17 protein-coding genes and 2 pseudogenes are annotated in these 24,895 nt (G+C 68.7%); 7 read left to right on the top strand and 12 right to left on the bottom strand.

The window, feature by feature from the left end:
- Nucleotides 1-39 precede the first annotated feature (39 nt).
- On the bottom strand, nucleotides 40-1,635 hold the full coding sequence (locus tag GE073_RS07820) for a copper resistance CopC/CopD family protein (RefSeq protein ID WP_228551359.1): 1,596 nt from the start codon (nucleotides 1,633-1,635) through the stop codon (nucleotides 40-42).
- Nucleotides 1,636-3,316: 1,681 nt separating this feature from the next.
- Here GE073_RS07820 and GE073_RS07815 point away from each other — a divergent pair.
- Nucleotides 3,317-3,484: a hypothetical protein gene (locus tag GE073_RS07815; protein WP_153783173.1), complete on the top strand. Its 168-nt coding sequence runs from the start codon at nucleotides 3,317-3,319 to the stop codon at nucleotides 3,482-3,484.
- Between the two features lie 194 nt (nucleotides 3,485-3,678).
- Here GE073_RS07815 and GE073_RS07810 read toward each other — a convergent pair whose 3' ends face one another.
- The 6 genes and pseudogenes from GE073_RS07810 to GE073_RS07790 all read right to left on the bottom strand — a co-directional run bounded on the left by GE073_RS07810 (nucleotide 3,679) and on the right by GE073_RS07790 (nucleotide 8,284).
- Entirely contained in the window at nucleotides 3,679-4,065 is a 387-nt protein-coding gene (locus GE073_RS07810; protein WP_028599902.1) for a gamma-glutamylcyclotransferase family protein, read from the bottom strand.
- A gap of 470 nt (nucleotides 4,066-4,535) precedes the next feature.
- The gene (locus GE073_RS07805; protein ID WP_153783172.1) at nucleotides 4,536-5,303 is read right to left on the bottom strand and encodes a LamB/YcsF family protein; all 768 of its coding nucleotides are present in this window, start codon (nucleotides 5,301-5,303) and stop codon (nucleotides 4,536-4,538) included.
- Between the two features lie 21 nt (nucleotides 5,304-5,324).
- The gene (locus tag GE073_RS07800; RefSeq protein WP_153783171.1) at nucleotides 5,325-5,933 is read right to left on the bottom strand and encodes an MOSC domain-containing protein; all 609 of its coding nucleotides are present in this window, start codon (nucleotides 5,931-5,933) and stop codon (nucleotides 5,325-5,327) included.
- A 29-nt stretch (nucleotides 5,934-5,962) separates the two neighbouring features.
- On the bottom strand, nucleotides 5,963-6,814 hold the full coding sequence (locus tag GE073_RS07795; protein WP_323744196.1) for a 5-oxoprolinase subunit C family protein: 852 nt from the start codon (nucleotides 6,812-6,814) through the stop codon (nucleotides 5,963-5,965).
- A pseudogene (locus GE073_RS25935) lies at nucleotides 6,724-6,942 on the bottom strand (hypothetical protein); the annotation flags it as partial. The pseudogene GE073_RS25935 and the gene GE073_RS07795, both read right to left, overlap by 91 nt.
- A 484-nt stretch (nucleotides 6,943-7,426) precedes the next feature.
- Nucleotides 7,427-8,284, bottom strand: coding sequence for a helix-turn-helix transcriptional regulator (locus GE073_RS07790; protein ID WP_028599905.1), 858 nt, complete (start codon nucleotides 8,282-8,284; stop codon nucleotides 7,427-7,429).
- Nucleotides 8,285-8,395: 111 nt separating this feature from the next.
- Here GE073_RS07790 and GE073_RS07785 point away from each other — a divergent pair, with 111 nt between their 5' ends.
- On the top strand, nucleotides 8,396-9,691 hold the full coding sequence (locus GE073_RS07785) for a beta-ketoacyl-[acyl-carrier-protein] synthase family protein (RefSeq protein ID WP_228551358.1): 1,296 nt from the start codon (nucleotides 8,396-8,398) through the stop codon (nucleotides 9,689-9,691).
- A gap of 197 nt (nucleotides 9,692-9,888) precedes the next feature.
- Here GE073_RS07785 and GE073_RS07780 read toward each other — a convergent pair whose 3' ends face one another.
- From GE073_RS07780 to pxpB, 4 genes and pseudogenes are all read right to left on the bottom strand, one after another.
- Nucleotides 9,889-10,419 (bottom strand): S-layer homology domain-containing protein, encoded by a 531-nt coding sequence (locus tag GE073_RS07780; RefSeq protein WP_153783170.1) that lies wholly within the window; start codon nucleotides 10,417-10,419, stop codon nucleotides 9,889-9,891.
- Between the two features lie 15 nt (nucleotides 10,420-10,434).
- A pseudogene (locus GE073_RS26025) lies at nucleotides 10,435-10,485 on the bottom strand (S-layer homology domain-containing protein); the annotation flags it as partial.
- On the bottom strand, nucleotides 10,486-14,838 hold the full coding sequence (locus tag GE073_RS07775; RefSeq protein WP_153783169.1) for an Ig-like domain-containing protein: 4,353 nt from the start codon (nucleotides 14,836-14,838) through the stop codon (nucleotides 10,486-10,488).
- A 176-nt stretch (nucleotides 14,839-15,014) separates the two neighbouring features.
- Nucleotides 15,015-15,854: a 5-oxoprolinase subunit PxpB gene (gene pxpB / locus GE073_RS07770; RefSeq protein WP_228551356.1), complete on the bottom strand. Its 840-nt coding sequence runs from the start codon at nucleotides 15,852-15,854 to the stop codon at nucleotides 15,015-15,017.
- 263 nt (nucleotides 15,855-16,117) lie between these two features.
- Here pxpB and GE073_RS07765 point away from each other — a divergent pair, with 263 nt between their 5' ends.
- Genes GE073_RS07765 through GE073_RS07745 form a run of 5 tightly spaced genes read left to right on the top strand, consistent with a single transcriptional unit; the run spans nucleotide 16,118 to nucleotide 21,558 of the window.
- A complete protein-coding gene (locus GE073_RS07765; RefSeq protein ID WP_028599907.1) occupies nucleotides 16,118-16,993 on the top strand; it encodes an ATP-binding cassette domain-containing protein in 876 nt (291 codons plus the stop codon).
- Nucleotides 16,990-19,248, top strand: a complete 2,259-nt coding sequence (locus GE073_RS07760) for a hypothetical protein (protein WP_153783168.1) — start codon at nucleotides 16,990-16,992, stop codon at nucleotides 19,246-19,248. Before GE073_RS07765 ends, GE073_RS07760 begins: the two co-directional genes overlap by 4 nt.
- Before the next feature lie 4 nt (nucleotides 19,249-19,252).
- The gene (locus GE073_RS07755) at nucleotides 19,253-19,849 is read left to right on the top strand and encodes an RNA polymerase sigma factor (RefSeq protein ID WP_228551354.1); all 597 of its coding nucleotides are present in this window, start codon (nucleotides 19,253-19,255) and stop codon (nucleotides 19,847-19,849) included.
- Complete coding sequence (locus GE073_RS07750) at nucleotides 19,830-20,675, top strand: hypothetical protein (protein WP_028599909.1); 846 nt, start codon at nucleotides 19,830-19,832, stop codon at nucleotides 20,673-20,675. The genes GE073_RS07755 and GE073_RS07750 overlap by 20 nt, the downstream gene beginning before the upstream one ends.
- Before the next feature lie 13 nt (nucleotides 20,676-20,688).
- Complete coding sequence (locus GE073_RS07745) at nucleotides 20,689-21,558, top strand: ATP-binding cassette domain-containing protein (RefSeq protein ID WP_153783167.1); 870 nt, start codon at nucleotides 20,689-20,691, stop codon at nucleotides 21,556-21,558.
- An 81-nt stretch (nucleotides 21,559-21,639) separates the two neighbouring features.
- On the opposite strand, the gene GE073_RS07740 is transcribed toward GE073_RS07745, so the two are convergent.
- Nucleotides 21,640-24,879, bottom strand: a complete 3,240-nt coding sequence (locus GE073_RS07740; RefSeq protein WP_153783166.1) for an S-layer homology domain-containing protein — start codon at nucleotides 24,877-24,879, stop codon at nucleotides 21,640-21,642.
- Nucleotides 24,880-24,895 lie beyond the last annotated feature (16 nt).

Genomic DNA, 24,895 nt, shown 5'->3' with positions numbered 1-24,895 from the left:
CGGCCTGCCGGCTCCTCTCGCAGCTCCTGTCGCCGCTCGTCAGTAATTGCGGAAGCTCAAGCGCTCGACCCGCTCGTCGTCGTTCGGGTCCATGACGCGGACCTCGGCCGTCCAGCGGCCCGCGAACGGAAGATACGTGCCCTTGGCCCGGTAGGCCGTCTTGGTGTAGCCTTCGAACGTGCTGATCTCGTCGTCCTTGAACGGCTCCAGCGGAATCTCGATCGCGCCGAGCTCCGGCTTGTCTTCGGACATGAGGCGCAGCTGGACCGACTTCGGATCGCCCAGGCTCTTGTGCATCCAGATGCGGACCGTGAACTCGTTGTCTCCCGGCACGTTCGGCGCGATCCGGATCGACACATGCATCTCGCTGCCCATCTTGTGCCAGCCGACCGGCTCGTTGGCCGGAAGCGGGCTGATGTAGGTGAAAATGCCGACGATGACGAGGATGAGCGCCATCAGCGCGCCGTCGGCCTTGAGCAGCGCGCCGCCCGGGAAGCCAGACCGCTTCATGCGGACGCGGATCAGGAAGCCGGCTCCCGCCACGAGCACGACCAGCCCGGTCTTGACAAGCAGCAGGATGCCCCAAGGCGTCAGCAGCAAATACTCGGGCTTGGTCATGTACAGGAGCGTCAAGCCGATGCCCGTCAGCGTCAGCGCCACGATGCTGATCCAGGCCATGCGCGAGAAGCTGGCGGCGAAGCGTCCGGCTTCCTTGCGCTCCGCCTGCCAGAGGACGAGCAGCAGCATGAGGCCGCCCGCCCACAGCGCCGCGAAGGCGAGATGGACGTAATCGAGCGAGAGCGCCGCCCAGCGCGGCGCGGCAGCGGCCGCATGGCCGCTCCACGCCTCCGTCGCGAGCAGCGGCAGCGCCCAGACGAAGCGCAGCGCGCTTCGGCCCGCCGGCAGCGCGAGGCCGGCAAAGGCGAGCAGCAGCAGCGCCAGATAGCTCTGTCCGACGGCCGTAGCCGTGAACAGCCGGCTCCATTCGGACGCCGGCTGGCCGATCATGAGCTGCTGCGTCTCGACGAAGACGTAGAGCAGCGCGGCGAGCACGAGCGCCTGCTGCGGCAGCCGCTCGAGCCGTCCGCGCAGCGGCTCGGGGATGCGGGACCAGCCTTGCCGGTACAGCAGCGGCCAGAGCGCCGCTCCGGCGGCCAGCATGAGCGCCGCGTAGTACAGGAAGCGCACGGCGTACAGGATCAGGCTGGCCGTCGTCAGCCCGCCTTCTTCGTGGCCGGCGTGGCCGAGCTGGGCATGGACGTCGAACGTCGAGGCGTCCCGCGCGGCGGGCGGGTCTCCGACGACGAAGACGTAGGAGCCGCCGACCGGATGGCCGTCCTCGGAAATGATGCGGTAGCTTACCGTATAGACGCCCTCGCCCAGCTTGGGCAGCGGCAAGGTCAGCGTCAGCCCGTCCTCGCTGAGCTTCGCCCGCTCGGCGGTGACGGGATCGGAGCTGCCGTCCAGCACCTCGAGCGCGCCGACCGCGCCTTCGATGCGCTCGTTGAACACGAGCCGCACCTCGGCGGGCGCGGCTTCGAGCCGCGAGCCCGCTGCCGGGCTCGCTTCGAGCAGCGACGCGTGCGCCGCTGCCTGCTGCGGCGCGCCGAGCAGCAGCGCGAGCAGCGCCAGCACGCCGAGCAGCGCGGCGTTGAGGCGCCGCAGCGTCAGGCGCGCGGCGCGCGGGGAGGCGCCGGGCCGCCGGTGCGAAGCTGGCCGCGGCCGCTTGGCGGCGGCTGCGGCGCGGTGGCCGGCCGCCAGGGGGCGCGGAGCCGAGGCGCGGTGGCCGGGCTCCAGGGGGCGCGAAGCCGAGGCGCGGTGGCCGGGCGCCGGGGGGTGCGAAGCCGAGGCGCGGTGGCCGGGCGCCGGGGCGCGAAGCCGAGGCGCGGTGGCCGGCCGCCAGGGGCGCGGAGCCGAGGCGCGGTGGCCGGCCGCCGGGGCGCGGCGCCGAGGCGCGAAGGCCGGCCGCCGGGGGCGCGGAGCCGAGGCGCGGTGGCCAGGCGCCGGGGCGCGGCGCCGAAGCGCGGTGGCCGGCCGCCGGGGCGCGGCGCCGAGGCGCGGTGGCCAGGCGCCGGGGCGCGGCGCCGAGGCGCGGTGGCCGGGCGCCAGAGGGCGCGAAGCCGAGGCGCGGTGGCCGGCCGCCGGGGCGCGGCGCCGAGGCGCGGGGGCCGGCCGCCGGGGGGCGCGAAGCCGAGGCGCGGTGGCCGGGCGCCAGAGGGCGCAGAGCCGAGGCGCGGTGGCCGGGCGCCGGGGGGCGCGGCGCCGAGGCGCGAGGCCGATGGAGCGCCTCTGGCCGAGGCCGCTTTGCGGCGAGCTCGGTCTCGTGCGAGGTTTGAGACTGCTTCCGCGCCGTTGCCGCTCGTATGGCGTCCGGTGGGAATTCGTTGCGTGAGTTGGCGTTCATGCGCTCGGGGGCACTTCCTTTCGTTCCTTCCTCTCGCCCTCTAGTTTACTTGATGGGCTCCATCTCGACCAATCCGGTTTGTGAACATTTGGGGAAGGCCCGGCAATTCCGGGCGTTCTGCCATCCTCGCACCCGAGTTACTCGGTTTTTCCGCGCAACTCCCTCCGTTTCTCCTCCTGCACGCCCGAGTTACTCGGTTTTTCCGCGCAACTCCCTCCGTGTCTTCCCCTGCACGCCCGAGTTACTCGGTTTTTCCGCGCAACTCCCTCCGTGTCTTCCCCTGCACGCCCGAGTTACTCGGTTTTTCCGCGCAACTCCCTCCGTTTCTCCTCCTGCATGCTCGAGTTACTCGGTTTTTCCGCGCAACTCCCTACGCTTCGCCTTCTGCATGCCCGAGTTACTCGGTCTTTCCGCGCAACTCCCTCCGTTTCTCCTCCTGCACGCCCGAGTTACTCGGTTTTTCCGCGTAATTGCCTACGAACGCGCACCTCAAAGCCCTGCAACCCGAGTTTTTCGAGTTACAGGCTCGGATACGCTCTGCCCTGGTGACTGCAACCCGATTTTTTCGGGTTACAGGCTCGGATACACTCTGCCAGACGGCTGCAACCCGATTTTTTCGGGTTACAGCCTCGGATGCGCTCTGCCTGGCGCCTGCAACCCGATTTTTTCGGGTTAGAGGCTCGGATGCACTCTGCCCAGGAGCTGCAGCCCGACTTTTTCCGGTTACGGTCTCGGATGCGCGCCGCCGGGCAGCTGCAATCCGAGTTTTTCGAGCGATCCCGTGACGGACGATCGAGCGATGAGCGTCGATGTGATGGAGCGGACGCCTCTCAAAAGCGCCGCCCCCCTCTCCCTTTATCTGGATAAAGATGCTGTGGAGAGCGAACGCTATCCGCAAGGAGGTGAACGCAGATGAGCAAGTCCCAGCCCTTCGAGCCGTACCGATACGCCGAGCTTCCCCTCGTGGCAGTGGAAAGGATCCGGGAGCTGGAGCAATCGCTGTCGGACGGAGAAGGCCGCCCGGTGACGCTGATCGCTTTCGAACCCGAGCCGGAGAGCCAGGCTCCGAACGCCCGATAACCAAGCTAGAATGCAGTATTCCGATAGTTGGGAAAACCAAAAACCAAACCGCCTCGTCACCAGCGGTTTGGTTTCTATCCTTATTCATAGCCGTCAGCCGCTCAAGCTCCGCTTTTGTCTCAGGGTGTACGATGCTGGTGGTGGAGCCAAGCCCGCTTCCATCTCAACTCGAGGCTGCAAACGAGACTGCAACGTTACGGCCACACTCCGTTGTGCAAATCGGCGCAGCCGCGGTCGTCGGGCCAGACATAGACCCAGCCCTGACGGGCCGGATCGTCGAGATCCCGCGTCCAGATCCGCTCGTAGTCATTCGCCTCTTCCGGGCCGAAAAATTCCTCCAGCCGATCGCAGGCGGCCAAGCCGTCGCGCTCCAGCAGCAGCCACCAGCCCCGAACGGCCCGGTTCAAAGCGGAAAGCTCGCGGACAAGCGCGGGATAATGGCCGTCCGCCGCGTCGACGAGGCGCCCCCGCACCCGTCCCGGCCGCTGCGCAAGGACGAACGGAGCGACGACGCCGAAGTTGCTGCGTCCGGGCTGTAGCGTACCGTAGACAAACATCCAGATGCCAGAGGATGGGGACATCAACGAATGTGCTTGATCAGCCTGAGGCAGCGGAGCGGATGGAGCGGATGGGCCGCGAGCGGCTTGCGGATCGTTGCTCACAGGGCATGCGGGGCGATGTGCCTTCGAGCCGCCGGCCTCGGGGCATGCCCCGAGAGTGGCTTCCGAGCCGCCGGCCTCGGAGCAAGCGTCGAGAGGTGCTTTCGAGCCGCTGACCTCGGAGCATGTGCCGAGAGTGGCTTCCAAGCCGCTGGCCTCAGGGCATGCGTTGAAAAGGGCTTTCAAGCCGCCGGCTTCGGAGCATGCGCCGAGAGGTGCTTCCGAGCCGCTCGCCTCGGAGCATGCACCAAGAGGAGGTTCCAAGCCGCCGGCCTCGGAGCATGCGCCAAGAGGAGCTTCCGAGCCGCCGGCTTCGGGGCTTGCTCCGAGAAGGGCTTTCGAGCCCCTGGCCTCGGAGCTGGAGCGGCTGCGGCGAGCCTCCAGCACGCCGCTCATGGCTGCCAAGGCGCGCGCACGGCGACGCCGGCCGCCTCCAGGCCGGCGCGGATAAGCGCGGCCAGCTCGGCCGCGCCCGGTCCGTCGCCGTGCAGGCACAGCGTCCGAGCCGCCACCGGCGCGAAGCCTCCGCCCAAGGCGGGCGCCTCGCCGCGCAGCGCGATCGTCAGCGCCTGCTCCAGCGCTTGGGACGGCTCGCCGTGCACGGCGCCGGGCCGGTCCCTGCCGGCGAGCGAGCCGTCCGGCAAGTAGGCGCGGTCGGCGAAGCCTTCCGCCGCGAACGGCAGTCCGGCCGAGACGGCCGCGCGCTCCAGCAGTCCGCCGGGAGGGCCGAACAGCGCCAGCCCGCCCAGTTCGGCGGCAGCCCGGGCGACCGCATCCGCATGGGCCTGGCTGGCTCCGCAGCGATGATACATCGCGCCATGCGGCTTGATGTGGCGCAGCTCGCCGCCAGCGGCGCGCACGAACGCCTGCAGCGCGCCCGTCTGATAAAGGACGGCCTCGTACACCTCCTCGGCGTCCAGCGCCATCGCGCGGCGGCCGAAGCCTTGCCGGTCCGGGTAGCCCGGATGGGCGCCGACCGCCACGCCGGCCCGCAGGCAGCGCTCGACCGACGTCCGCATCGTGCGGGCGTCGCCGGCATGCCAGCCGCAGGCGATGCTGGCGCTCGTGATGGAGCCGAGCAGCGCGGCGTCATCTCCGAAGGCGTAGCTTCCATACCCTTCGCCGAAATCGGCGTTCAGGTCGATCGTCGGCTTTTGCATGCGGGATGGCCTCCTTTTCCCCTACATCGGGGGGATGATGCGGATCTCGTCGCCGAACGCGATGCGGCCGGGACGCTCCACGGAGCAGACGATGCCGCGCCGGCCGCGCGCGGCCTTCACGAACGCCTGCGGCAGCCGCTCCTTGGGAGCGACATGCCGCTCGACCTCCTTGCCGGCGTCGGTGCAGGGATGGTTCTCGCCTTCGCAGACGAGCCCGGCGCCGCTTGGGAAGAGCAGCCGCGAGCCTGCGGGCAGCTGCGTCAGCCCGGGATAGCCGGAGAGCAGCAGGTTGCCGCCGATCCACTCGGGATCGAGCGCCTCGATGCCCATCCGCTCCCGCGTCTCCTCCAGCTCCTCGCGCGAGAGGATGCTGATCTGCCGACGGTTGAGGATCTCGGTGCCGCGAGGATACATTGGCTGGCGGCTGTCCGCGCGGGACGTCACGCCGAAGTGGCGGTCGCCGCGGATTCCGCCGAACTCCAGCTCTGCCTCCGCAAGTTCGCGGGAGACGAAGCTGCCCGGCGCATCGGCCGTATACAGGCCGGCCACGAAGGCCGGCGCCCCTTTCCGCTTGCCGGACTTGGCGCTGCTCGCAGCCTGCGGGTCGACGCCCGGCTGATCGTTGGTCATGTCGCTTACCTCCTGTTCAAATGAAAAAATCAGCTGTCAGCGGCCGGCGCGCGGCGCTGCTCCTGCAAGAAGCGTTCGGTCCGAAGCCGCAGCGCGGCTTCGAGCCGGTCGAGCTCCCGCTGCTGCCGCAGCAGGAGGCGCTGCGCCTCCTCCAGCTCCACGCGGAGGAAGCGCGTCCCGTCGCCGGGCCGCAGCTGGCCGAGCCGCGGCAGGTCGGCGGCGATGACATGCAGGATGACGGGATAACCGCCCGTCGTCTGGCAGCCTGCCGCCAGCGCGACGGGATGGCCGCCGGGCGGGAGCTGCACCGCGCCCGGCAGCACGCCGTGCGAGCGCAGCTCCGCGCGGCGCTCGAGCTCGATCGGATGGGCGTCCGGGATGAGCCGGACGCCCATCCGATCGCTGGCGGGAGAGGCGGCGAGCCGCTCCCGCCACAGCCGCTCCCGGGCAGCCTGCGTCAGCTGCCCGTAAGCGGCTCCCGGCACCGCGCGCAGCACGGCGGTGCCGGAGCCGTCGGCTCCGCCGCGCGCCACGAGGCGCGGCGCGAGCCACGGCGCGGCGGCGGGCAGCCTCCCGCCGCCGCCGGCCTGGGCGGCGCGCTGCGCGAGCGCCGCCAGCAGCGCCGCGCCGCGCGCCGAAGGCTCGCCGCGGCGGAGCGCCTCGCCGGCGGCAAGCCGGCGGCCGATGCCGGCGCGTTCATCGCCGCCGGCCGCGCCACAGGCCGCCGCCCCGGCGCGGCGAGGCCGCCTGCGGCGGCCAAGTAGGCGCGGCAGCCGGAGCGCGCCGCGCCGAGCGAAAGCGTGCCGCCCGCCGGCAGCCAGACGGCTCGGCCCGCAGGCACCGGCACGCCGTCCAAGTCGGCCGGCATGTCGGCGCCGCAAATCGCCGCGAGCACGCCGTCCGGCGCGTCGACGCGCATGCGGACGCCGCCGAGCGCCAGCTCCAGCGCCGGCGCGCCGCGCGAATTGCCGCACAGCAGATTGGCTGTCTGCAGCGAGACCGCATCCATCGCGCCGCCGGCCGGCATGCCCTGGGCTCGCAGGCCGGGACGGCCCAGATGCTGCAGCTCGGCGCCGAAGCCGGGGCGGATGATCGTGAACGCCGCTTCCTTCGTCCTCATCCTCATCCCTTCCTTTCCGCGCTCATGACCTTCATTGTAGCTCATGCCGGCTCCAGCTTGCCATCCCGCGCCTCGACCTCATCGACTGGCCCCGCGACCAGCTGCTTGGCCGGCAGCCCGTTCCGCTGAAGCGCTTCGGCTGGCCTGTCCGCATGAAGCCACGACAGACTTCCATTCCCTCCGCTCGCGGCTCCGCCTGCCGCTCAGCCGCCCCGCTCCTCGTCCATCAGCCGCCTCATCTTCTGCCCAGCCGCCCGCTCCTCGTCCATCAGCCGCCTCATCTTCCGCTCAGCCGCCCTGCTCCTCGTCCATCAGTCGCCTCATCTTCCGCTCAGCCGCCCGCTCCTCGTCCATCAGCCGCCTCATCTTCCGCTCAGCCGCCCCGCTCCTCGTCCATCAGCCGTCTCATCTTGCGCTCCGTCGCCGTGCCTTGAGCGGGCGTGTAGATGCTGACGCGCAGATCCGGCTGTCCCTGGGCCTGCAGGCTCGTCAGCTGGAACTGCATCTTGCCCGCGCGGGCGTGGCGGAACTCCAGGATCACCTCCGGCGCGGCGCTGACGCGGCTCTCCTCCCAGAGCGGGGCGAAGCGGGCGTCGCGCCGCTCCATCGCCTCGATGAAGCGGGAATACCAGTCGTCGTCGGCATACCGGCCGTAGTAATAGCGGAACAGCGCCAGATAGCCCCGTACGAACTGCTCCCAGTTGACGGCGAGCCGCTGCAGCTCCGGCCGGGTGAACAGCAGCGTGATCATGTTGCGCTCCTCCGTGGGCACCGAGCCGAAGTCGAGAAAAACGCGGGCCGCCGCCTCGTTCCAGCCGGCGATCCGGCAGCGGCGATCCGAGACGATCGCGGGACAGCCGGCCAGCTCGTCCAAAATCCGCCCCAGCGGAGCGGGCAGCGCCGCCGGCTCGTCGGACGCGCTCCTCTCCGGCTCGCCGCCCTCTGCGGCGTCGCCCGCCAGCGCGGCCATGTACCGCTTTTCGTCCGCATTCAGCCGCAGCGCCTTCGCCACCGCGTCGAGCACCGAGGACGAGACGCGGATGTCCCGTCCTTGCTCGAGCCAGGTGTACCAGGTCGGGCTCACACCGGCCAGCTGCGCGACCTCCTCCCTCCGCAGCCCCGGCGTCCGCCGCCTCCCCCCTGCGGGAAAGCCGTGCTCCTCCGGCAGCAGCGCCATCCGGCGCGAGCGCAGAAATTCCGATAGAGCCTTCAGCCTCTCCTGTCGGTTCATGCCCTTCCTCCTCGATCCCATTACTTCTTATCCTAGTATAAACAACAACTTGTACCAGCATAAGAGCTGTGCGAAACTGCGCTTATCCGCAAGCTGCGAAGGAGATGGAGCATGATGGAGCTTTACACGAACGCCGCCCCGTCCAGCAAGGAGCATCGCGTCGTCATTACCGGCATGGGAGCCGTCAGTCCGTTCGGCGCCGGCGCCGAGACGTTATGGACCGCCCAGGCAGAAGGCCGCTCGGGCATCCGCCGCCTGCAAGAAGGCGGATGGCCGGAGGAGTGGCTGGAGCAGGCCGACGAGCGGGCGATTGCCGGCCTCGTGCCCGATTGGGACGGAGAAGCCCGGTTCGGCCGCAAAGAAGCCCGCAAGATGGACCGCTTCGTGCAGTTCGCGCTCGCGGCGGCCGAGGAAGCGCTCGGCCAGGCCGGACTCGGCGAGGGCCGGCTCGTGCCGGATCGGACGGCCGTTTATGTCGGCTCCGGCATCGGCGGGCTCGGCACGCTCATGGAGCAGGCGCGCGTGCTGGGCGCCCGCGGCCATAGCCGCGTCAGCCCGACGCTCGTGCCGATGATGATCGCCAACATGGCCGCCGCGGAAATCAGCATCCGCTACAGCCTGACCGGGCCGACGCTCTCGCCGGTGACCGCCTGCTCGATCGGCAACACGGCGATCGGGGAAGCGATGCGCCTGCTGCGCGCCGGCATCGCCGATGTCTCCGTCGCCGGCGGATCCGAAGCCGCCGTCGTCCCGATCGCCCTCGCCGGCTTCGGCAACGCGACCGCGCTCGCTTCGTCGGGCGGCGATCCGGCGGCGGCCAGCCGTCCTTTCAGCCGCAGCCGCTCCGGCTTCGTCATGGCCGAGGGCGCCGGCATCATCGTGCTCGAGACGCTCGCCCACGCGCTTGCGCGCGGCGCCGAGCCGCTGGCCGAGGTGCTCGGCTACGGCGCGACCTCCGACGCGTACCACCGGGTCGCGACCGAGCCGACCGGCCGCGGCGCGGCGGCCGCCATGCGGCTGGCGCTCGCCGACGCCGGCCTGGAGGCCGAGCGCGTGGACCTCGTCTGCGCCCATGCGACCGGCACGCCGGCCGGCGACCTGTCGGAGAGCCGGGCGATCCGCAGCGCGCTCGGCGAGCGAGGCGGGAGCGTGCCGGTATTCGCCGGCAAGTCGATGACCGGCCATATGCTCGGCGCATCAGGCGGCGCGCAGGCGATCACGCTCGTCCGCATGCTGCGCGAGGGGCTGATCGCGCCGACGCTCAACCAGGAGGAGCCCGACCCGGACTGCGCCTTGACCGTCCCGGCCGCCCCGCGGCGCGAGAGGCTAGCGGTCGGGCTGTCCAACTCGTTCGGCTTCGGCGGCCATAATGCCGTCATCGCGCTCGGCCGCTTTGAAGAAGGCTGAAGGAGGCTGCTAAGCGGCGGAAGCCGCTCATGCCGACGACAGTCATCCGCTGCTCGCTTTCCGTTGCCGCCTTCCCGCGGCCATCGGCCGCCGCCACGGGACGCCATCGCCGAGCGGCATGAAAAAAAGCGGCGCCGGGCGCCTCTCGGGCCCGATGCCGCTTTCCGAAGCGAGGCTGATTGAGCCTCGCTTTTTCGTTATTCCATATGGTCCTCGATCGCCTTCAGCAGGCGCTCCGATCCGTCCTCGACCCGCTCCGATTCATGAGAGAGCGAAGCCTCCATGACAGCTCCGTAAGCCCAGTTGCCCTGCGGCATGTCCGGGAACAGCGGCTGCACGCCGGCAAGCGGACCGCGCCGCAGCATGCCGTTGATGAGAGCGACCGCCTCGTCGCGCCGGATCGGCTGGTTCGGACGGAAGCTTCCGTCCGGGTAGCCGTTCAAATACTTGCCGACGCGCAGCGCCTCGATCTCCTTTTCGGCCCAGTGGCCGGCCGTGTCGAGGAAGCGGCTGCCTGCAGGCTCTCCCGGCTCGAGGCCGAGGAAGCGCGACAGGACGACGACGAGCTCCGCGCGGGTCACAGGCGCGTCCGGCCGGAAGCGGCCGTCCGTTCCTCCCTTGAAGTAGCCTTTGGCGGCAGACTCGCGGATGTAGCCTTCCGCCCAGTGGCCGCTGCGGATGTCGCGGAAGGAGCCCGCCTTCGCATCATCGGCCGGACCGTCGGACAAGCGCGCCGTGACAGCGGCGACCTCCGCCCGCGTCAGCGTCTGTCCGGGCTTGAACTCCCCGTCCGGTTAGCCGCGGATGTAGCGCGAATGGAACAGCGGCTCGAAGCGGTCCGAGTACAGCTTGAATTTGGCGACCGACTTCGCGGACGCATCTCCCGAGAAGAAGGCCGCGGTGATGTCGGCGTCCTTTTCCTTCGCATCCAGGCGCGGCCAGCGCACGGTCAGCTGCAGCTGGCCCGTCTGTCCGGCTGCGAGATCCTTGACGCTCCAGACCGCCTTCGCGCCCTCGATGGCCGCGCCGTCGGCGCGGACGAAGCTTGCGCCGTCAGGCAGGACGACCTCGACGGTTCCGCTTGCCATGCGGTCGGAACCGCTGTTTTTGTAGGTGACCGTCAGCAGCGACTCGCTCTCCTCGCGCACGACCATCTGCTCCGAGGCGATCTCCACCGCCAGTCCGGTCCGTGCCGGAGGCTGCGGAGCCGGCGCAGACAGCGGGCGCAGCTGAAGGTCATGCTTGACGATGTCCCATTCGACCGATATGACCGGACTGCGGTACGTCTCGTAGCCGGCCTTGGAGACGACGAGATAATAGTCCGTCTCCGGGTAGACCATGTACGCGTAGAACCCGTTCTTGTCGGTCATCTGCAACGGACTGGCGTTGTCGTTCGGCTCGAAGCCGACCAGCGCGGGCAGGACGACGCCCGACCCGGCAGCCTTGCCGGCGGCCTTGTTGCGGCCGGTGTCGGCGTAATGCAGCATGACCGTCGCGCCTTCGATGACGGCTCCGCTCGAGGCGTCGCTTACCGTTCCGTACGGATCGACCAGCTGCGTGAGCAGGTTGAGCTCTCCGTCCGCTTTGACATGAGCCTGGCCTACGCTCAGCACCGCCTGCACGCCGGGCTCGAACTCATACCGGATCTCGAAGGCGTACGAGCCGACCGGCAGGCCCTCTGTCGAGAAGACGCCCTGGGCGCTCAGCGGATGAGCCTTCGGCGCCCCGCTGCCGTCCGTGACGTATTTTCCTTGGCTGTCCTTGAAATAAACGCTGGAACGGCCGGCCGTCTCCGCATCCAGCTTCGCCGTGCCGCCGTCCGGCTGCTTGAGCAGAACGATGCCGCTGACCGTCTTTTCGGATTCGAAGGATTGCTCCCCCGTTCCGTCGGCATGGCCGACAACGGCTTTTTGCGTATAGGTGACCGGAGTCGGCACGCCGCCGATCTCGATGAGCTGCGTAACCGCCAGCTCGTAGACCGCGTCTCCCTTAGGCACTGCCAGCGAATAGCGTCCACGCTCATCCGTCGTCGTCGAGGCTTCAAAATCGACGCCAGGCTCGATGACGCCGTCGCCGTTCAGATCCAGCGCCGCCCGGACGATCGCTCCTGCGACCGGCGCATTGGAGCTGCCGGAGGTAAGGACGCCTTGAATGCGGGCAGGCAGGAACGTCAGCTCGATCCCTTTTTCTCCGGCCAACCCTCGTACGAGATCCAGCACCTTGGCCGTAACCGGGATCCGCTGCTCCGCCGTGCCGCTCATCGCCGCCGAACGATAGACGACGCTGGCCTTGCCGTCCGCTCCGGTCACGGCAGTCGCGCCGTCCGGGAACGAACCGGCTCCGGCCGCGAACGAGACGGATACGCCGCTCACCGGACCGCCACTCTCGTCCGTCACGGCTGCGGTCAGCACGGAAGTCGAGCTGCCGTCGCCGACGATCCGGTCGGGATCCGCGGTCAAGGCGATGCGGGTCGTCAGCACGGTGATCCAGTTGTCCGATCGGCGCGAGGCTTCTTCGTTTGAGATCAGCTGTCCAAGCGGACCGTAAGCGGTGAATGCCGCCTCATGCTCGCCTGCCGCGGCTTGCGGCAGCAGGAAGCCCTCCTTCTCCCACCGCTTGACCCCTTCCGCCTGGCTCGTCGACGGATTGATCCAGACCAGCTCGGTCTCCGCTCCTGCGAGCGATGCCGTTACTTTTTCCGCAGCCAGCGACGATACCGCGGACAGCCGGACCGGGTAGCCCGGCAGCGCCGTCATGCGGCTCGGATCGCCTTGCGGCTTGTCTCCCGCCCAGCCGTCGAGCGCCTTGTGGATGATGATCGTCGCCGTCGCAGGCTCGCTGACCTGTCCGCTCTCATCCACCGCGACGTAACGGAAGCTGTCCGTGCCGCCGACGAAGCTTTTGTCCGGCGTGTAGATCCAGCCGCCCCGGTCCGAATCCACGTCCGGAACGAGCGTTCCGCGGGAAGGGCCAGAATCCGGAACAAGCCGGTAGACGAGGCCGGTCACCGTCTCCTGGTCGGTCCCGGACGGAATCAGGCGGAGCTCCTGGACCCCTTCATTGGCCAAGGCGAAAATCCATTCCGCCCTTGGAATGCCGTCGTAGGCGATCCGCAGCAGCGAAGGCTGCTCCGCCAGCTGCTTGCCGTCGAACGGACGCCACGGGATGTCGACCGCCGCGCCGTTGGCGAGGCCTGGCGCCGGCACGAAGCGAAGCGATTCCAGCGCCAGCGCGGGCACCAGCGTGCGCCGGCCGGGCTCGGCGTATACGGTTTCCGTCGTGGACGGGTCCGTATAGCTGAGCGTGCCTTTCGCCGCGAAGCCGGCAGGCAGGTCGAACGCGGCGCTATGGAAGGCGTCGCCGTCCTCGTCGCCGTACAGCGCCGCGAAGCTGCTCCCTCCGCCCGGAGCCGCGAAGCCGATCGGCGCTCCCATCGGCCCTGTCCGGCTCAGATCGGCGCCGACAGGCGGCGTGTTGATCCGGATGTGGACGGTTTTGTCCGCTGCGGCGTACAGCTCGCCGTCGCTTCCGTTCCAGCGGAATTCGGCCGTGCCCGTCGCGCCGGCCTCCGGCTGGAACACGAGGCGGTCCAGATCGGCTGCGGCGATCGGCATGCCTGCGACGATCGGCACAAGCGGCGCATCGGCACGCTTGAGGTACAGCTTGCCCTTGGCCGGATCCGGCAGCTGTGTCACCATGATGGCGGCCAGCGGCTGCTGCTCCGGATCCACATAAGCGGATGCCTGCGCGAAGTCGGTCCGGCTGAAGGAAAGCGTCTCGCCCTTCAGCGCCGGCTTGCTCAGCGACTCCACGATCGGAGCGCGGTTGACGCCGAAGCTCGCTTGGCCCGGCTTGGAGGCATATTTGCCCTCGGCAAAGCCGGTCCAGCCGAATTCGGCTTCCCCGTCGGTGGTGGAGGCCGGACGGAATCCGAGCTTGGAGACGTTCGCGATCGCGATCTCCTTGCCGATATCGGCGGCGCTCAGCGGAACGCCGTCGTACATCAGCTCGCCGTCCTGCGGATCGGGGAGCGACGCGATGCGGATCTTTTCCAGATTGGCTCCGTTGGCCAAGGCGTCAGCGCCCTCGACGCCGTTCGTCTTGAAGAAGCTGGAACGGAAGTCCTCCGCCGCGAAGACGGACGACGGCTTGCGGAAGTCCTCCGCCAGCATCTGGATTTCCGAGGTCGGGATATCGAGCAGATGCTGCACCTTGCCCGGATTCGGGTTCGATCCGTTGCCTCCGCGATCCTCGAACAGGATCAAGTTGATCCGATAGTCCTCGCCGAGACGGATGTCCGGGTTCTCGAGATCAAGGCTCCAGCGGCCCGGCTCGCCCGGATCCACGCTGGCGACCCGCTTGCTGTCGAGAGCGAGGTTGACCTCGCGCACCGTCCCGTCCGCATCCGTGACCTCTTGGATGACGTTGGCTTCGAGCGAGAACGGGCCCTGGTATCCGGCCTTGCCCAGAAAAGCCGAATCAATCGAGATTTTCCCGTTCTTGACCGTGATGCCGGCGCTCGAAAATTCCGCCTTGTCCCGGATGCCGCCGTCCACGACGAGCTGCGCCCAGTCGATCTCGGTCACCCAGCCGGCGTTCAGCCTGCTCGACTTGAAGTAGTGGTGGATGGATGCGCCGACATACTGGTCGCCCAGCTTGATCCTGTCCGGATCGACCGACAGCACCGTCGTATTCCACTTCTCGTTGGCTCCGGACAGAGCTCCGACATAAGCGGATTGCTTGAACTCTTTCTTGTAGGAGGCCGTCGCGCTGCTCCAGCCGCCGGTCGTCTTCCACGGCGTGTAGGGATTGCCAAGCACGATATCCTCCGGCTTGTCCGACAAGTAGATCCGATCCCATTCGCCTGTCGAAGTGCTGTCCGTCCCGTCATACTCGTCGACATCGTACGCCCGTATGAGCAGCCTGGCGCTCTCGGCCGGAAGCTTGTCGACGTTCTCGATCTTGAGTTCGATCGGGTACAGCGCGTGACCGTTGGAGATGCGGTTGGTCGCGTAGTCGAGATCGCCGTCCGGCGCGCTGCCGGCGGCGCCTCCTCCCCAGTTGTCCGTATCGGTGAAATAGGTTCCGCCGACCGAAGCTTGCGCTCGGACGCCTTGAGGCGCCGGAAAACCGGACCCGAGCAGCACGGCTGCTGCGGTCAGGGCCGCTATTCGCGGCCTTGTTTTGCTATGAATGAAAATAAGGTACTCCCCCTTTTTCTTTCTGACGCCGTTTTTTTATCGGCATCTAGATCGAAAATATGAAGAAATACCTATAATTTCTTAGACTTTTGTCCTAATTCGGTCCTAATTCCGTCCAAATGTCATCTCTCCACCGGAACGAACCGCACCCGGTCTCCGGGGGCGAGCAGCGCGGGACGCTCGCGGGCGGGGTCGTACAACGACGCAGCGGTGCGTCCGATCAGCTGCCAGCCGCCCGGAGATTCCGACGGGTAGAGACCGGTCTGCGCGCCGCCGATGCCGACCGATCCGGCCGGAACGCGCAGCCGCGGCGCATCGAGCCGGGGCTGCGCCAGCTCCGGCGGCAGTCCGTCGAGATAGGGAAAGCCAGGCAGGAAGCCGAGCATGACGACTCGGTACAGCGGCTTGGAATGCGCCGCGATGAACGCGCTCGGCGTCATGCCGCTGCGCCGCGCCGCCTGCTCCAGATCGGGCCCGTGCTCGCCGCCGTAGCGCACCGGGATCTCGATCGCGGCCCGCTCCGCCGCTTCGGGCGGCGGAGGCAGCTCGGCCAGCCGATCCTCGATCAGGCGCTGCGCCAGCCGCCACGGGACAGCGCCCTTCCGGCCGCGCTGCAGCCGCGCCGGATCGTAGACGGCCAGCACGCTCTCATAGGCCGGCACCGCGTCCTCCAGCCACTCCCAGCCTGCCGCCTCCAGCCAAGCCGCGGCATGGGCCAGCAGCCGCTGCAGCGGCTCGCCCTCCGGCGGCGCCGAGCCGTCCCCCGGCGGGAGCAGCAGCAGCGCCCGGTCTCCGGCCGGCTCGCAGCGCAGCGGCGGCTTGCGCAGCCCGGCAGCCGCGCCGCTCATGACCGCTTCGGACGGCCTCTCCCGCTCGCCTCCCGTCGGCTTCCGCTCCCGCTCGTCCCGCTCGCTGCCCGTCGCCATCCGCTCCTGCTCGTCCCGCCCGCTGCCCGTCGCCATCGGCTACCCCTCCGCTCGGTCTCCTGCGTTGTCGGCATGCGGCGGCAGCCTCCCGCCCGCCTCGCCTGCCGGCCCGTCGATCACATTCCTTCATTATCTTCGCCGCGTCGCGAAGCTGTCAACGACGCCCGGCGGAGGACGCCTCGCCCCCCGCGCGGCGTTCTCCGCCGGCGGCGCGCTCCGGCTCCGGATGGTATACTGCTTTCTATAGAGAAACTTTTTGCGCGAGACAGTCGTTGATTGCACAGGAGGCTCACATCTACATGCTTACCGCCTGCAAGCTGGGAAAACAATACAAAACGGGCTGGGCGCTGCGCCCGCTTACGCTGGAGCTCGGCCCCGGCCTCCACGGCCTGCTCGGCCCGAACGGAGCCGGCAAGTCGACGCTGCTGCGGCTGCTGGCCGGCATGCTGGCGCCGACGACCGGCGACGCGCTGCTGCGCGGCAGCTCGGTCCGCGACTTCCGTCGCAGCGGCAGCCGCATCGGCTACCTGCCGCAGAACATCCGCGTGCTGCCGCAGTTCTCCGCCCGCCAGTGGCTGCTCCATGCCGCCTCGCTGCAAGGCGGCGGCTCGCTCGCGGAGCGCCGGCGCAAGGTCGACGAGGTGCTCGAGCAGGTCAATCTGCTCGGCGAGGCCGATCTGCCGGCCCGCCACTATTCGTACGGCATGACCAAAAGGCTCGGCGTCGCCCAGGCGCTGCTGTCGGCCGGCGATCTGCTGATCGTCGACGAGCCGACCGCCGGCCTCGATCCCGAAGAGCGCATCCGCCTGCGGCGGGTGCTCGCCGAGGCCGCGGCGACGCGGGTCGTGCTGCTGTCGACGCATGTGCTCGGCGACATCGGCGCGAGCTGCCGCGAGGTGATCGTGCTCGGCGAAGGACGGCTGCTGTACCACGGCAGCACCCAAGGGCTCGCCGGCTTCGCCGAGGACCGCACCTGGGCGTGGGAGACGTCGGAGAACGAATGGCGGCGCATGCCGCTGGGCGGGCTGCTGAGCGCCCGGCGCACGGAGGAGGGCATCCTCTGCCGCGCGCTGAGCGACCGCCCGCCGTCGCCGTTCGCGGAGCGCGTGGAGCCGACGCTGGAGGAAGGCTATCTGAGCCTCATGAACCGCCAGCCCTCCGGAGGTCCGACATGATTCCGAACGTGCTTCGCCAGGCGGCGATGGAGCTGCGCTCCCTGCTGCTGCTGCGCTGGACGCTGCTGCTGCCGGCCGCGGCCTCCATCTGGATGCTGCTGCACACATGGCGGCTGCGGCCGGAGTCGTCGCAGGACATCAATCTGTACGCGTCCGACACGCATCAGATGCTGCTCATGCTGACGACCGCCATCCCGCTGCTGCTCGGCGTGCTGCTCATGCGGCGCGACCTGCTCCATCCGTCCGCCGAATGGCTGTTCCGGCTGCCGCTGCCCGCCGGCGGCTGGATGGCGGCCAAATGGCTCGCCGGCCTGGCCTACATGACGCTGTACACGCTCGCGGTCGGAGCGGCGTACGCCGCCTCGGCGCTGCGGCACGGCCTGCCCGCCGCCTCGATGGGGCGGCAGCTCGCCCTTTACGGACTGCTGTACGAGCATGCCTTCGCCGTCTCGCTGGCGCTTGGGCTGTTCCTGGGCGTGCTGCTGCCGCTCCGCTTCTCGCTGCCGGCGGCGTTCTGCGCCTGGGTGTTCGGCTCGCTGTTCCTGCAGGCCTACATCCGGCCGGTCTACGAATGGAGCTGGCTCAAGGCGTTCTACCTGCAGCCGCTGTTCGAGAACAGCCTGCTCGGCAACGAGGTCTGGTCCTGGCCGCTCGCCCGCGGCGAGCTGCTGCGCATCATGGGCTTCGGCGCCGCGTTCTCGCTGTTCCTGCTCGTGGCCGGCGCGGCGCTGCTCGGCCGCAGCAAGCCGCCGCTGAACCGGCGGCGGCCGTGGCTGCTCGCGCTCGTGGCGATGCTGGCCGCTGCAGGAGCATTCGCGCCGTTCGCCTCGCTGGAGGCGGCCCGCGACGTCCATCGCGCGCAGCTCGAGCAGGCGGCGGCCGGCCCGGACGAACGGCTCGATCCCGCCGCCTACCGCTTCCGGCTGGAACGGATGGACCTGCGGCTCAAGCTGGCCGGCGACGGCAGTCTCGTCGCCGAGGCGACGCTCGAGCTGCCGACCGAAAAGGGCCGGCTGCTGCCGGCCGAGCGGGGGCGGACGCTGCGCTACAAGGAGCCCGGCATCGTGTCGCTGCTGCTCTATCCGTCGCTGCAGGTGCGGTCGGTCCAGCTGAACGGCGTGCCGATCGCCTGGGAGCGCAAAGGCGACAGCATCCGCTTTCCCGAGCTTATGCTCGATCGCGGCCGGCCTGTCCAGACGGTGGAGATCCGCTACGGCGGCCGGCTCGACGAATGGCTGAGCGGGCCGGGCGGCAGCGAGAGCTATCTCGCCTTCCTCCGCTCCGATGCGCTCTACCTGCCCGCCTCGCTCGGCTGGTACCCGCTGCCCGGCGGCGACACGCTGCTGGCGCTCGACGAAGACGGCAGGCTGCTCGACCGCCCGTCGTCCGCGCTGACGCCTGGCACCGCCTACGAGGTGGAAGCGTCCGGCTTCCGCGCTCCGCTGTTCGGCACGCTGCCGGAGGAGCCGTCGGCGGACGGAGCCGTCCGCTTCCGCGGCGTCTCCGGCGCGGGACTCACGCTCGTCGGAGGCCGCTTCGAGACGGTCCGGCGGGAGGGCGAGGCGATTCGGATCGTGACGACGCCGGGCAACCGGGACGAGGCGGAAGCGTTCCTCGAGCGGTTCGAGCGGCGACGCGAAGGATTGGAGGAGCTGGCCGGAGCTCCGCTCGGCGCGGTCCGGCAGCTGTTCTTTTTCCCGATGCATCTGATCGGCGCGCCGGTCGAGGCTCCGAGCGTGAACCGCTCCTGGCATGCGGAGAACGACACGCTGTTCATCCCGCAGACGGAGCATCGCAATCTCGACGGCTACGCCGAGGACGCGCTGAGCGACCTGCTGCTGTTCGGCGACGTCGGTCGGGGAGAAGCGATGGCCCGGGAGAACGCGCTGGAGGATCCTTCCGGCAGCGAATCCGTTGCCTTGGCGATCCGCTCCGCTTATGCTTTTCTGTACAACAAGCAGCGCGGCCCGGACGAGCCGTACCGCATCGAGGCGGAGGAGCTGCCGGCATGGAGGTCGATGCGCGCCTTGATCCAGGCCGCCTACGACCGAGGCCATGCCGCGCTCGCCCGCGAGGTGCTGGAGCAGTTCCGCAGCCGCGGGCTCGCGCTGCCGGAGCCGCCTCGCAGCGGAGCCGGCGAGCGCATGGCCGCAGCCGCGCCGCCGTACGTGACGGTGGACGAATTTATGAAGGAATGGCGAGCGCGCATGCCGGACGACCGCTGGCCGCCGATGACGGACGATGAAGGAGGATGACCGCGTGACGGTGACGGATGAAGAATTGGTCCAAGGAATGATGGACGGAGACCAGGCGAGCTTCGAGGCGCTGGTCCACCGCTACCATGCTCCGCTCTCGGGCTTCCTGCAGCGCCAGCTGAAGGATCCGGGGCGGGCGGAGGATATCGTGCAGGAGACGTTCCTCAAGCTGATCCGCCAGCTCAAGGACCGGCGCAGCCCCGACAACGTGCAGGCGTGGCTGTACCGGGTGGCGATGAACCAGTGCCGCGACTATTGGAAAAGCTCCGGCTACCAGACCGACCGCAACCGCTTCGGCGAGCCGCCGGAGCGCAAGGACGAGCGGCCCTCCGTCGTGGAGATGGCCGAGCGCTCGGAGACGCGCCGCGAGATCCGGCAGACGCTCGAGGAGCTGCCGCAGGTGCAGCGCGAGGTCGTGCTGCTCCGCTTTTATCAGGATCTCAAGCTGCAGGACATCGCCGACGCGCTCCAGCTCCCGCTGGGCTCGGTGAAGACGCATCTGTACAAGGCTCTGCGCCGGCTCAAGACGAAGCTCGGCAAGGAGCAGAAAGCCCCGATGCGGGCGGAAGGAGGGGAACCGGATGGAATTGCCGAACGATAAGGAACTGAAGCAGCTGGAAGAGGAGCTTCGCGGTCCCCTGTCCTCGCTGCACGCGCGGCCGGTGACGGCCTCGGATACGGCGCGCCTGCTGGCGTCGCTGCAGCCCGCCTTCGACGGGCTGCGTCCGGAGCTCTCCGGCCGAGGCGTGCCGGACTGGATGGGCGGCAGCGTGCCGGACGCCCGCCGGCCGACGCTGCTCAAGCTGCTGCGCACGCAGCTCGGCGCGTATTCGCGGGCGTACTGGCTCGCCAGCCTGGGGGTATTCCTCATGCTGATGTACATCCTGCCGTACGGCTCCGGCGAGGAAGGCTCGTCAATGCTGAGCGAGGTGAGCGCCAAGCTGTCGCTGTTCCTGCCGATGATGTTCCTCTCCGGCCTGCTGTACAGCTTCCGCAGCTGGAACCGCGAGATGCGCACGATCGAGAGCATCACGCCGTATCCGCCCGCGCTGCTGCTGATGGCCCGCGTCATGATCGTCGGCGGCCTGAACGTGCTGTTCGGCGTGGCGGCCTCGCTCTATCTGGCGACGCGCATGGAGCAGTTCCCGGTGCTGCCGTTCATCCTTCAGTGGATGTCGCTCATCCTGCTCATCGCCGGCGGCGCCGCCTACGTCATGCTGCGGGCCGGGGTCAAGAGCTCGTTCGTGATCGGCTCGCTGTTCTGGATGGCGTGGAACGTCATGGAATACGTGCTGCGCATGCCCGAAAGCGGCAGCTCCGCGCCGGAAACGATCCGCACCGCCATCTACTGGCTCTGCCTTGGAGCCGGCGCGCTCATGATTTCGATGGCGTACCGCCGCAGCCTCGTCATCAAGCGGGTCGTCTAAAGGAGGCCCGCCGATGATCGAGCTGAGCGGCGTGCGCTGGGAGCGCCGGGCCGGCGTATTCACGCTGGACGTCCCCCGGCTGCTGCTGCGCGAAGGCATCACCGTCATGGCCGGCGCCAACGGCTCCGGCAAGTCCTCCTTGCTGCAGCTGCTGGCGACCGCCGAGTTTCCCGACCAGGGCGGCATCCGCTACGGCCTCATGAGCGGCGACCGCGATCTGGCGGCGATCCGCTCGTCGATCGGCTATGTGCCGACCGGGCTGGAGCTGTACGAGGACATGCGGATGGAGCGGCTGCTGCGCTATCTGTCCGAGCTCAAAGGCGAGGCCGGCCGCGCGGAGACCGACCGGGTCATCGGGCTGTTCCAGCTGGAGCCTTACCGGCGGCGCGCGATCAAGACGCTGCCGCAGGGCATCCGCCAGCGGATCGCGCTCGCGCAGTCCGTCATCGGCTCGCCGGACTACCTGTTCCTGGACGAGCCGCTCAACGCGCTTGACTCGGTCGAGCGGCTGCGGCTGATCCGCTTTCTCGCCTCGTACGCCCGCGGCCGCGCCGTCGTCGTCTCCACGCATGAGCTCAACGAGTGGGAAGCCTGGGCGTCCCGCATCCTGTGGCTGGCGGACGGCAAGCCGCAGTTCCACGGCACGCCGCAGGAGTGGACGTCCGCCCTGCCCGGCTCGGTCTGGGGCGGATCGGTCTCGCCGGAGCGCTACCGCGAGCTGCCGCCTGGCGACCTGCTGCAGGTTCGGCCGGAGCTGGACCTCTGGAGCGTGCGCCTGCTCGCAGCGGACTGTCCCGGGCCGGAGTTCGCCGTCCAGGAGCCGACGCTCGAGGACGCGTACTTCCTGCGCTCGCGGGCGCGGCTTCGAGCCGCATCGAGCTGAGGATAGGAAAACGAAAAAAAGGCTGTCCCGTACGATCCGGCTTCATGACCGGCATCGAGGGGAACAGCCTTTTTGCTTTTGCTACTTGGAGCCGGCTTGGTCAATCAAGCCGGCGGCGATGAGCAGCCGCTGCACGAGCGCAGCCGTCTCGGCGCGGGTGATCGGCCGCTTCGGCTCCAGCCCCTTGCCCGAGCCTTGGACCAGTCCGTGGCGCAAAGCGGCCGCGAACGCATCCTGCGCCCATAGGCTGACCTGGCCGCCATCCCGGTGCGCAGCCAGGGAATCGGCGCCTGCGCCGCTGGCGTCCATGCCTGCGATCGCCATCGCTCGGGCCAGCATCGTCAGAGCCTCCTCGCGGGTCACGCTGCGGCTCGGGTTGAACGAGCCGTGCCCGTCGCCCTGGACGAGGCCGTACGCCTGCGCCGCCGTGATCGAGCCCGCATGCCAGGCCGCTGCGTCGACATCGGCGAACGGCGAAGCGGCGGAGCTCGGAGCGAGGCCAAGCGCACGCACGAGGATCGAGGCGATCTCGGCGCGGGTGACGGCCGCATCCGGACGGTAATGCTCGGCGTCAACGCCGCTGACGACCATCCGCGAGGCCAGGTCGTTCACGGCCGGCTCCGCCCAATGCCCCGCGACATCGGCGAAGGCGGCGGGATGGTAGACGAGCGCGTAGGCGCTGTTCGTCAAGCTGTTGACAATCGCGTATTGCGCCCCGTCCCGCATCTCGATGAAGGTCGGCACATGCCGGACCGTACCGTCCTTGCCGATGACGACAGCGGTCGTGATCTTGGCCGGATCCGCGCCTTGCGGCAGCGGCAGCTCGCGCTTCACATAAGAGCTGAAGCGGTCGATCGCGACGCTTTTGCCGTCAAAGGCAGCCGCCGCCTCGAACGTCACCGGCGCCGCGGCGACGTGGAAGCCTTGACGAAGGCCGGCTTGCCGCGCCAGCTCGGCTGTCGCCGCATCGCTTTGGACGACGTCGATCCGCAGCAGGATCTCCGACAGGCGGTCCGCAGCGCCAAACCGCGCCGCCAGGCTCGCGATGTCGATCTGTCCCGCCGGCAGCGCGTAGGTGCCGCTCGGCGCCTGCACCTGCAGCTGCGCCTTGCGGGCGGCCATCGCCTGGACGACATCGCCGGTCAGGCGGACGGATACGCCGTCGACCGGCTCGTTCGCGGCGGGGATCGCCATTACGGCCCCGTCAGCCGCAGCCGCCAGCTGCTCCAGCAGCTGCGCGCGGTTGACGGACGCGACGAGAATCGTCTGGCCGTTCGTCTGCTCCGTCGCCGCCTGCACGAGCTGCCCCTTCGGCTGGCCGTTCACCGTCATGCTCAGGCCGGGAGAGGCCGTCGGCGTCGCTGTCGGTGTCGGCGTCGCTGTCGGTGTCGGCGTCGGCGTTTCGACCGGAGTCGGGGTCGGAGTCGATGATTCCACCGGCGTTGGCGTCGGCGTCGGCTCCTCCGTCGGCTGTTCCGGCTGCGGCGTTTCCGTTGCTTGCGCTCTCTGCACGCTCACCGTATAGATGAGCATGCTGCCGTCCTGCGCGCTCACCCGGATCTCGATGACGTTGTCGCCTGCCGCCAGAGGCAGCGCGGGCGAGGCTCCCCCTCCGCTCAAGGCATGAGGTCCGCCCGTCAGCTTGCCCGTTCCATCATACACGCTGACGGCTACGGTGCCGTACACCGCATCCGCCACGCTCGGCGTGACCGTCAAGCTGGAGATCTCGCTGGCCACGCTGGCCGAGTACCGGGTCGTGCCGCTCGAGAAGGCCGGGCTCAAGTCTCCTGCCGACAGCGACAGGCTTTGCAGATCGGCATTGCTCGACTTCGGCGTCTCGATGACATACGAGAACGTCACGACGTCGCTGTCGAGCAGATTCGGCCCTGCCGCGAACGCCTTCACCGTCACGGTCTCGCCGGGAGCGCCGCTGACGGCGACTGCCGTGCCGGCGGCGCTGGCCGTCGTCGGCTCCGTGCCGTCGGTCGTATAGTAGATGGACGCGCCCGGCGTCGTCGTCGAAAGAGCGATGCCGCTGCCGTCCGCCACGACGGAGCCGCTGGCCGGATCGGCTGTCGGCGCGGCCGCCTTCCGGCTCACCGTGACGTTGATCGTGCGGGCAGCCGAGCCTCCCGCTCCGTCGCTGACCGTGACCGTGAACTGGTCCGTGCCGAAATAGCCTGCAGCCGGCTCGTATTCGATCGCATCGGCCGGCGTCAGCCCGGAGCCTCCGCTGGCAGCGACGCCTTGGCCGAGGCTGACGGCTCCATGAGTCGGCGCTGTCGTCAGCGTCCAGCTCAGCGTCTGCCCGCTGTCGCTGTCCGTGACCTTCAGCAAGGATCTGACATCCGTCGGCGAAGAGTCCTGCGCGACCGCAAGCGCCGTCTGGCTGCCCTCGAATACCGGAACGGTGTTCTGGCCGAGCGTCTTCACGAACTGCCCCTGCGCGTCGAACATCAGGATCGACCTATGGTTGTCGCTGACATAGATGGTGCCGTTTCGGTCTGTCGCCACATGGTAAGGGGAGGTCAGACTCGGGGCTGTCAACGTCATGTGATAACTGCCGTCGCTGTTATACACCTGCACCCGCTTGTTGCCGCCGTCGGCGATATAAAGGCGATCGTCGCGGTCGACATGCGCGCCCCAAGGCTGATTGAAATGCATGTTGTCCGTGCCCGGTTTGTCCTTCTCACCGATCGTCTTCTGATACGTGTACTTGTCCTGGCTTTTATTGTATGTGTATACCACTATCGTGTTTCTCAATACTTGGGAGATGTATAACGTTCCCTTGGAATCCGCCGCGATTCCTAGCGGCCTGTAGTCTACATCGGGATAGCCGAAGAGCTGCTTATAGCCGCTTCCGTCCGTATTAAAGCGGTAGATCATGTTGTTGTGGTCCGTCACGAAGACATGTCCAAGGCCGTCCAGCGCGACAGACTCCGACACTGCGCTGGCTGGAAGAGCAAGGCTGCGGAGATAGCTTCCTTGGCTGCTGTACACCTGGATGCGCTTGTTGGAAGTATCCGTTACATAGATTTCTCCCGTCGCAGCATCGACTGCTACCGTCGTCGGCGTATCCAGATGGGCGTTGTCCGCCCCTCTGATCCCCGTTTCGCCCAGCGTCATCGACAAGCTCTCGTTTTCGTTGAAGACCTGAATTCGATGATTGCCTATATCCGCGACATAGATGCGTCCGCTGCTGTCCGTCGCGATGCCGCGAGGACTTTTCAGGTCCCAGCCCGTGCGGACGGCACCGAATGCCGTCGGCACGGCGGTGAAGAGCATCGCGATGACGAGGAGAAGCGATCCCCATTTTTTCATTCGTATTCCCACCTTG

Source organism: Paenibacillus sp. B01, assembly GCF_009649995.1.
Classification (GTDB): domain Bacteria; phylum Bacillota; class Bacilli; order Paenibacillales; family Paenibacillaceae; genus Paenibacillus_O; species Paenibacillus_O pasadenensis.
This window is presented reverse-complemented; position numbering and strand designations above follow the sequence as displayed.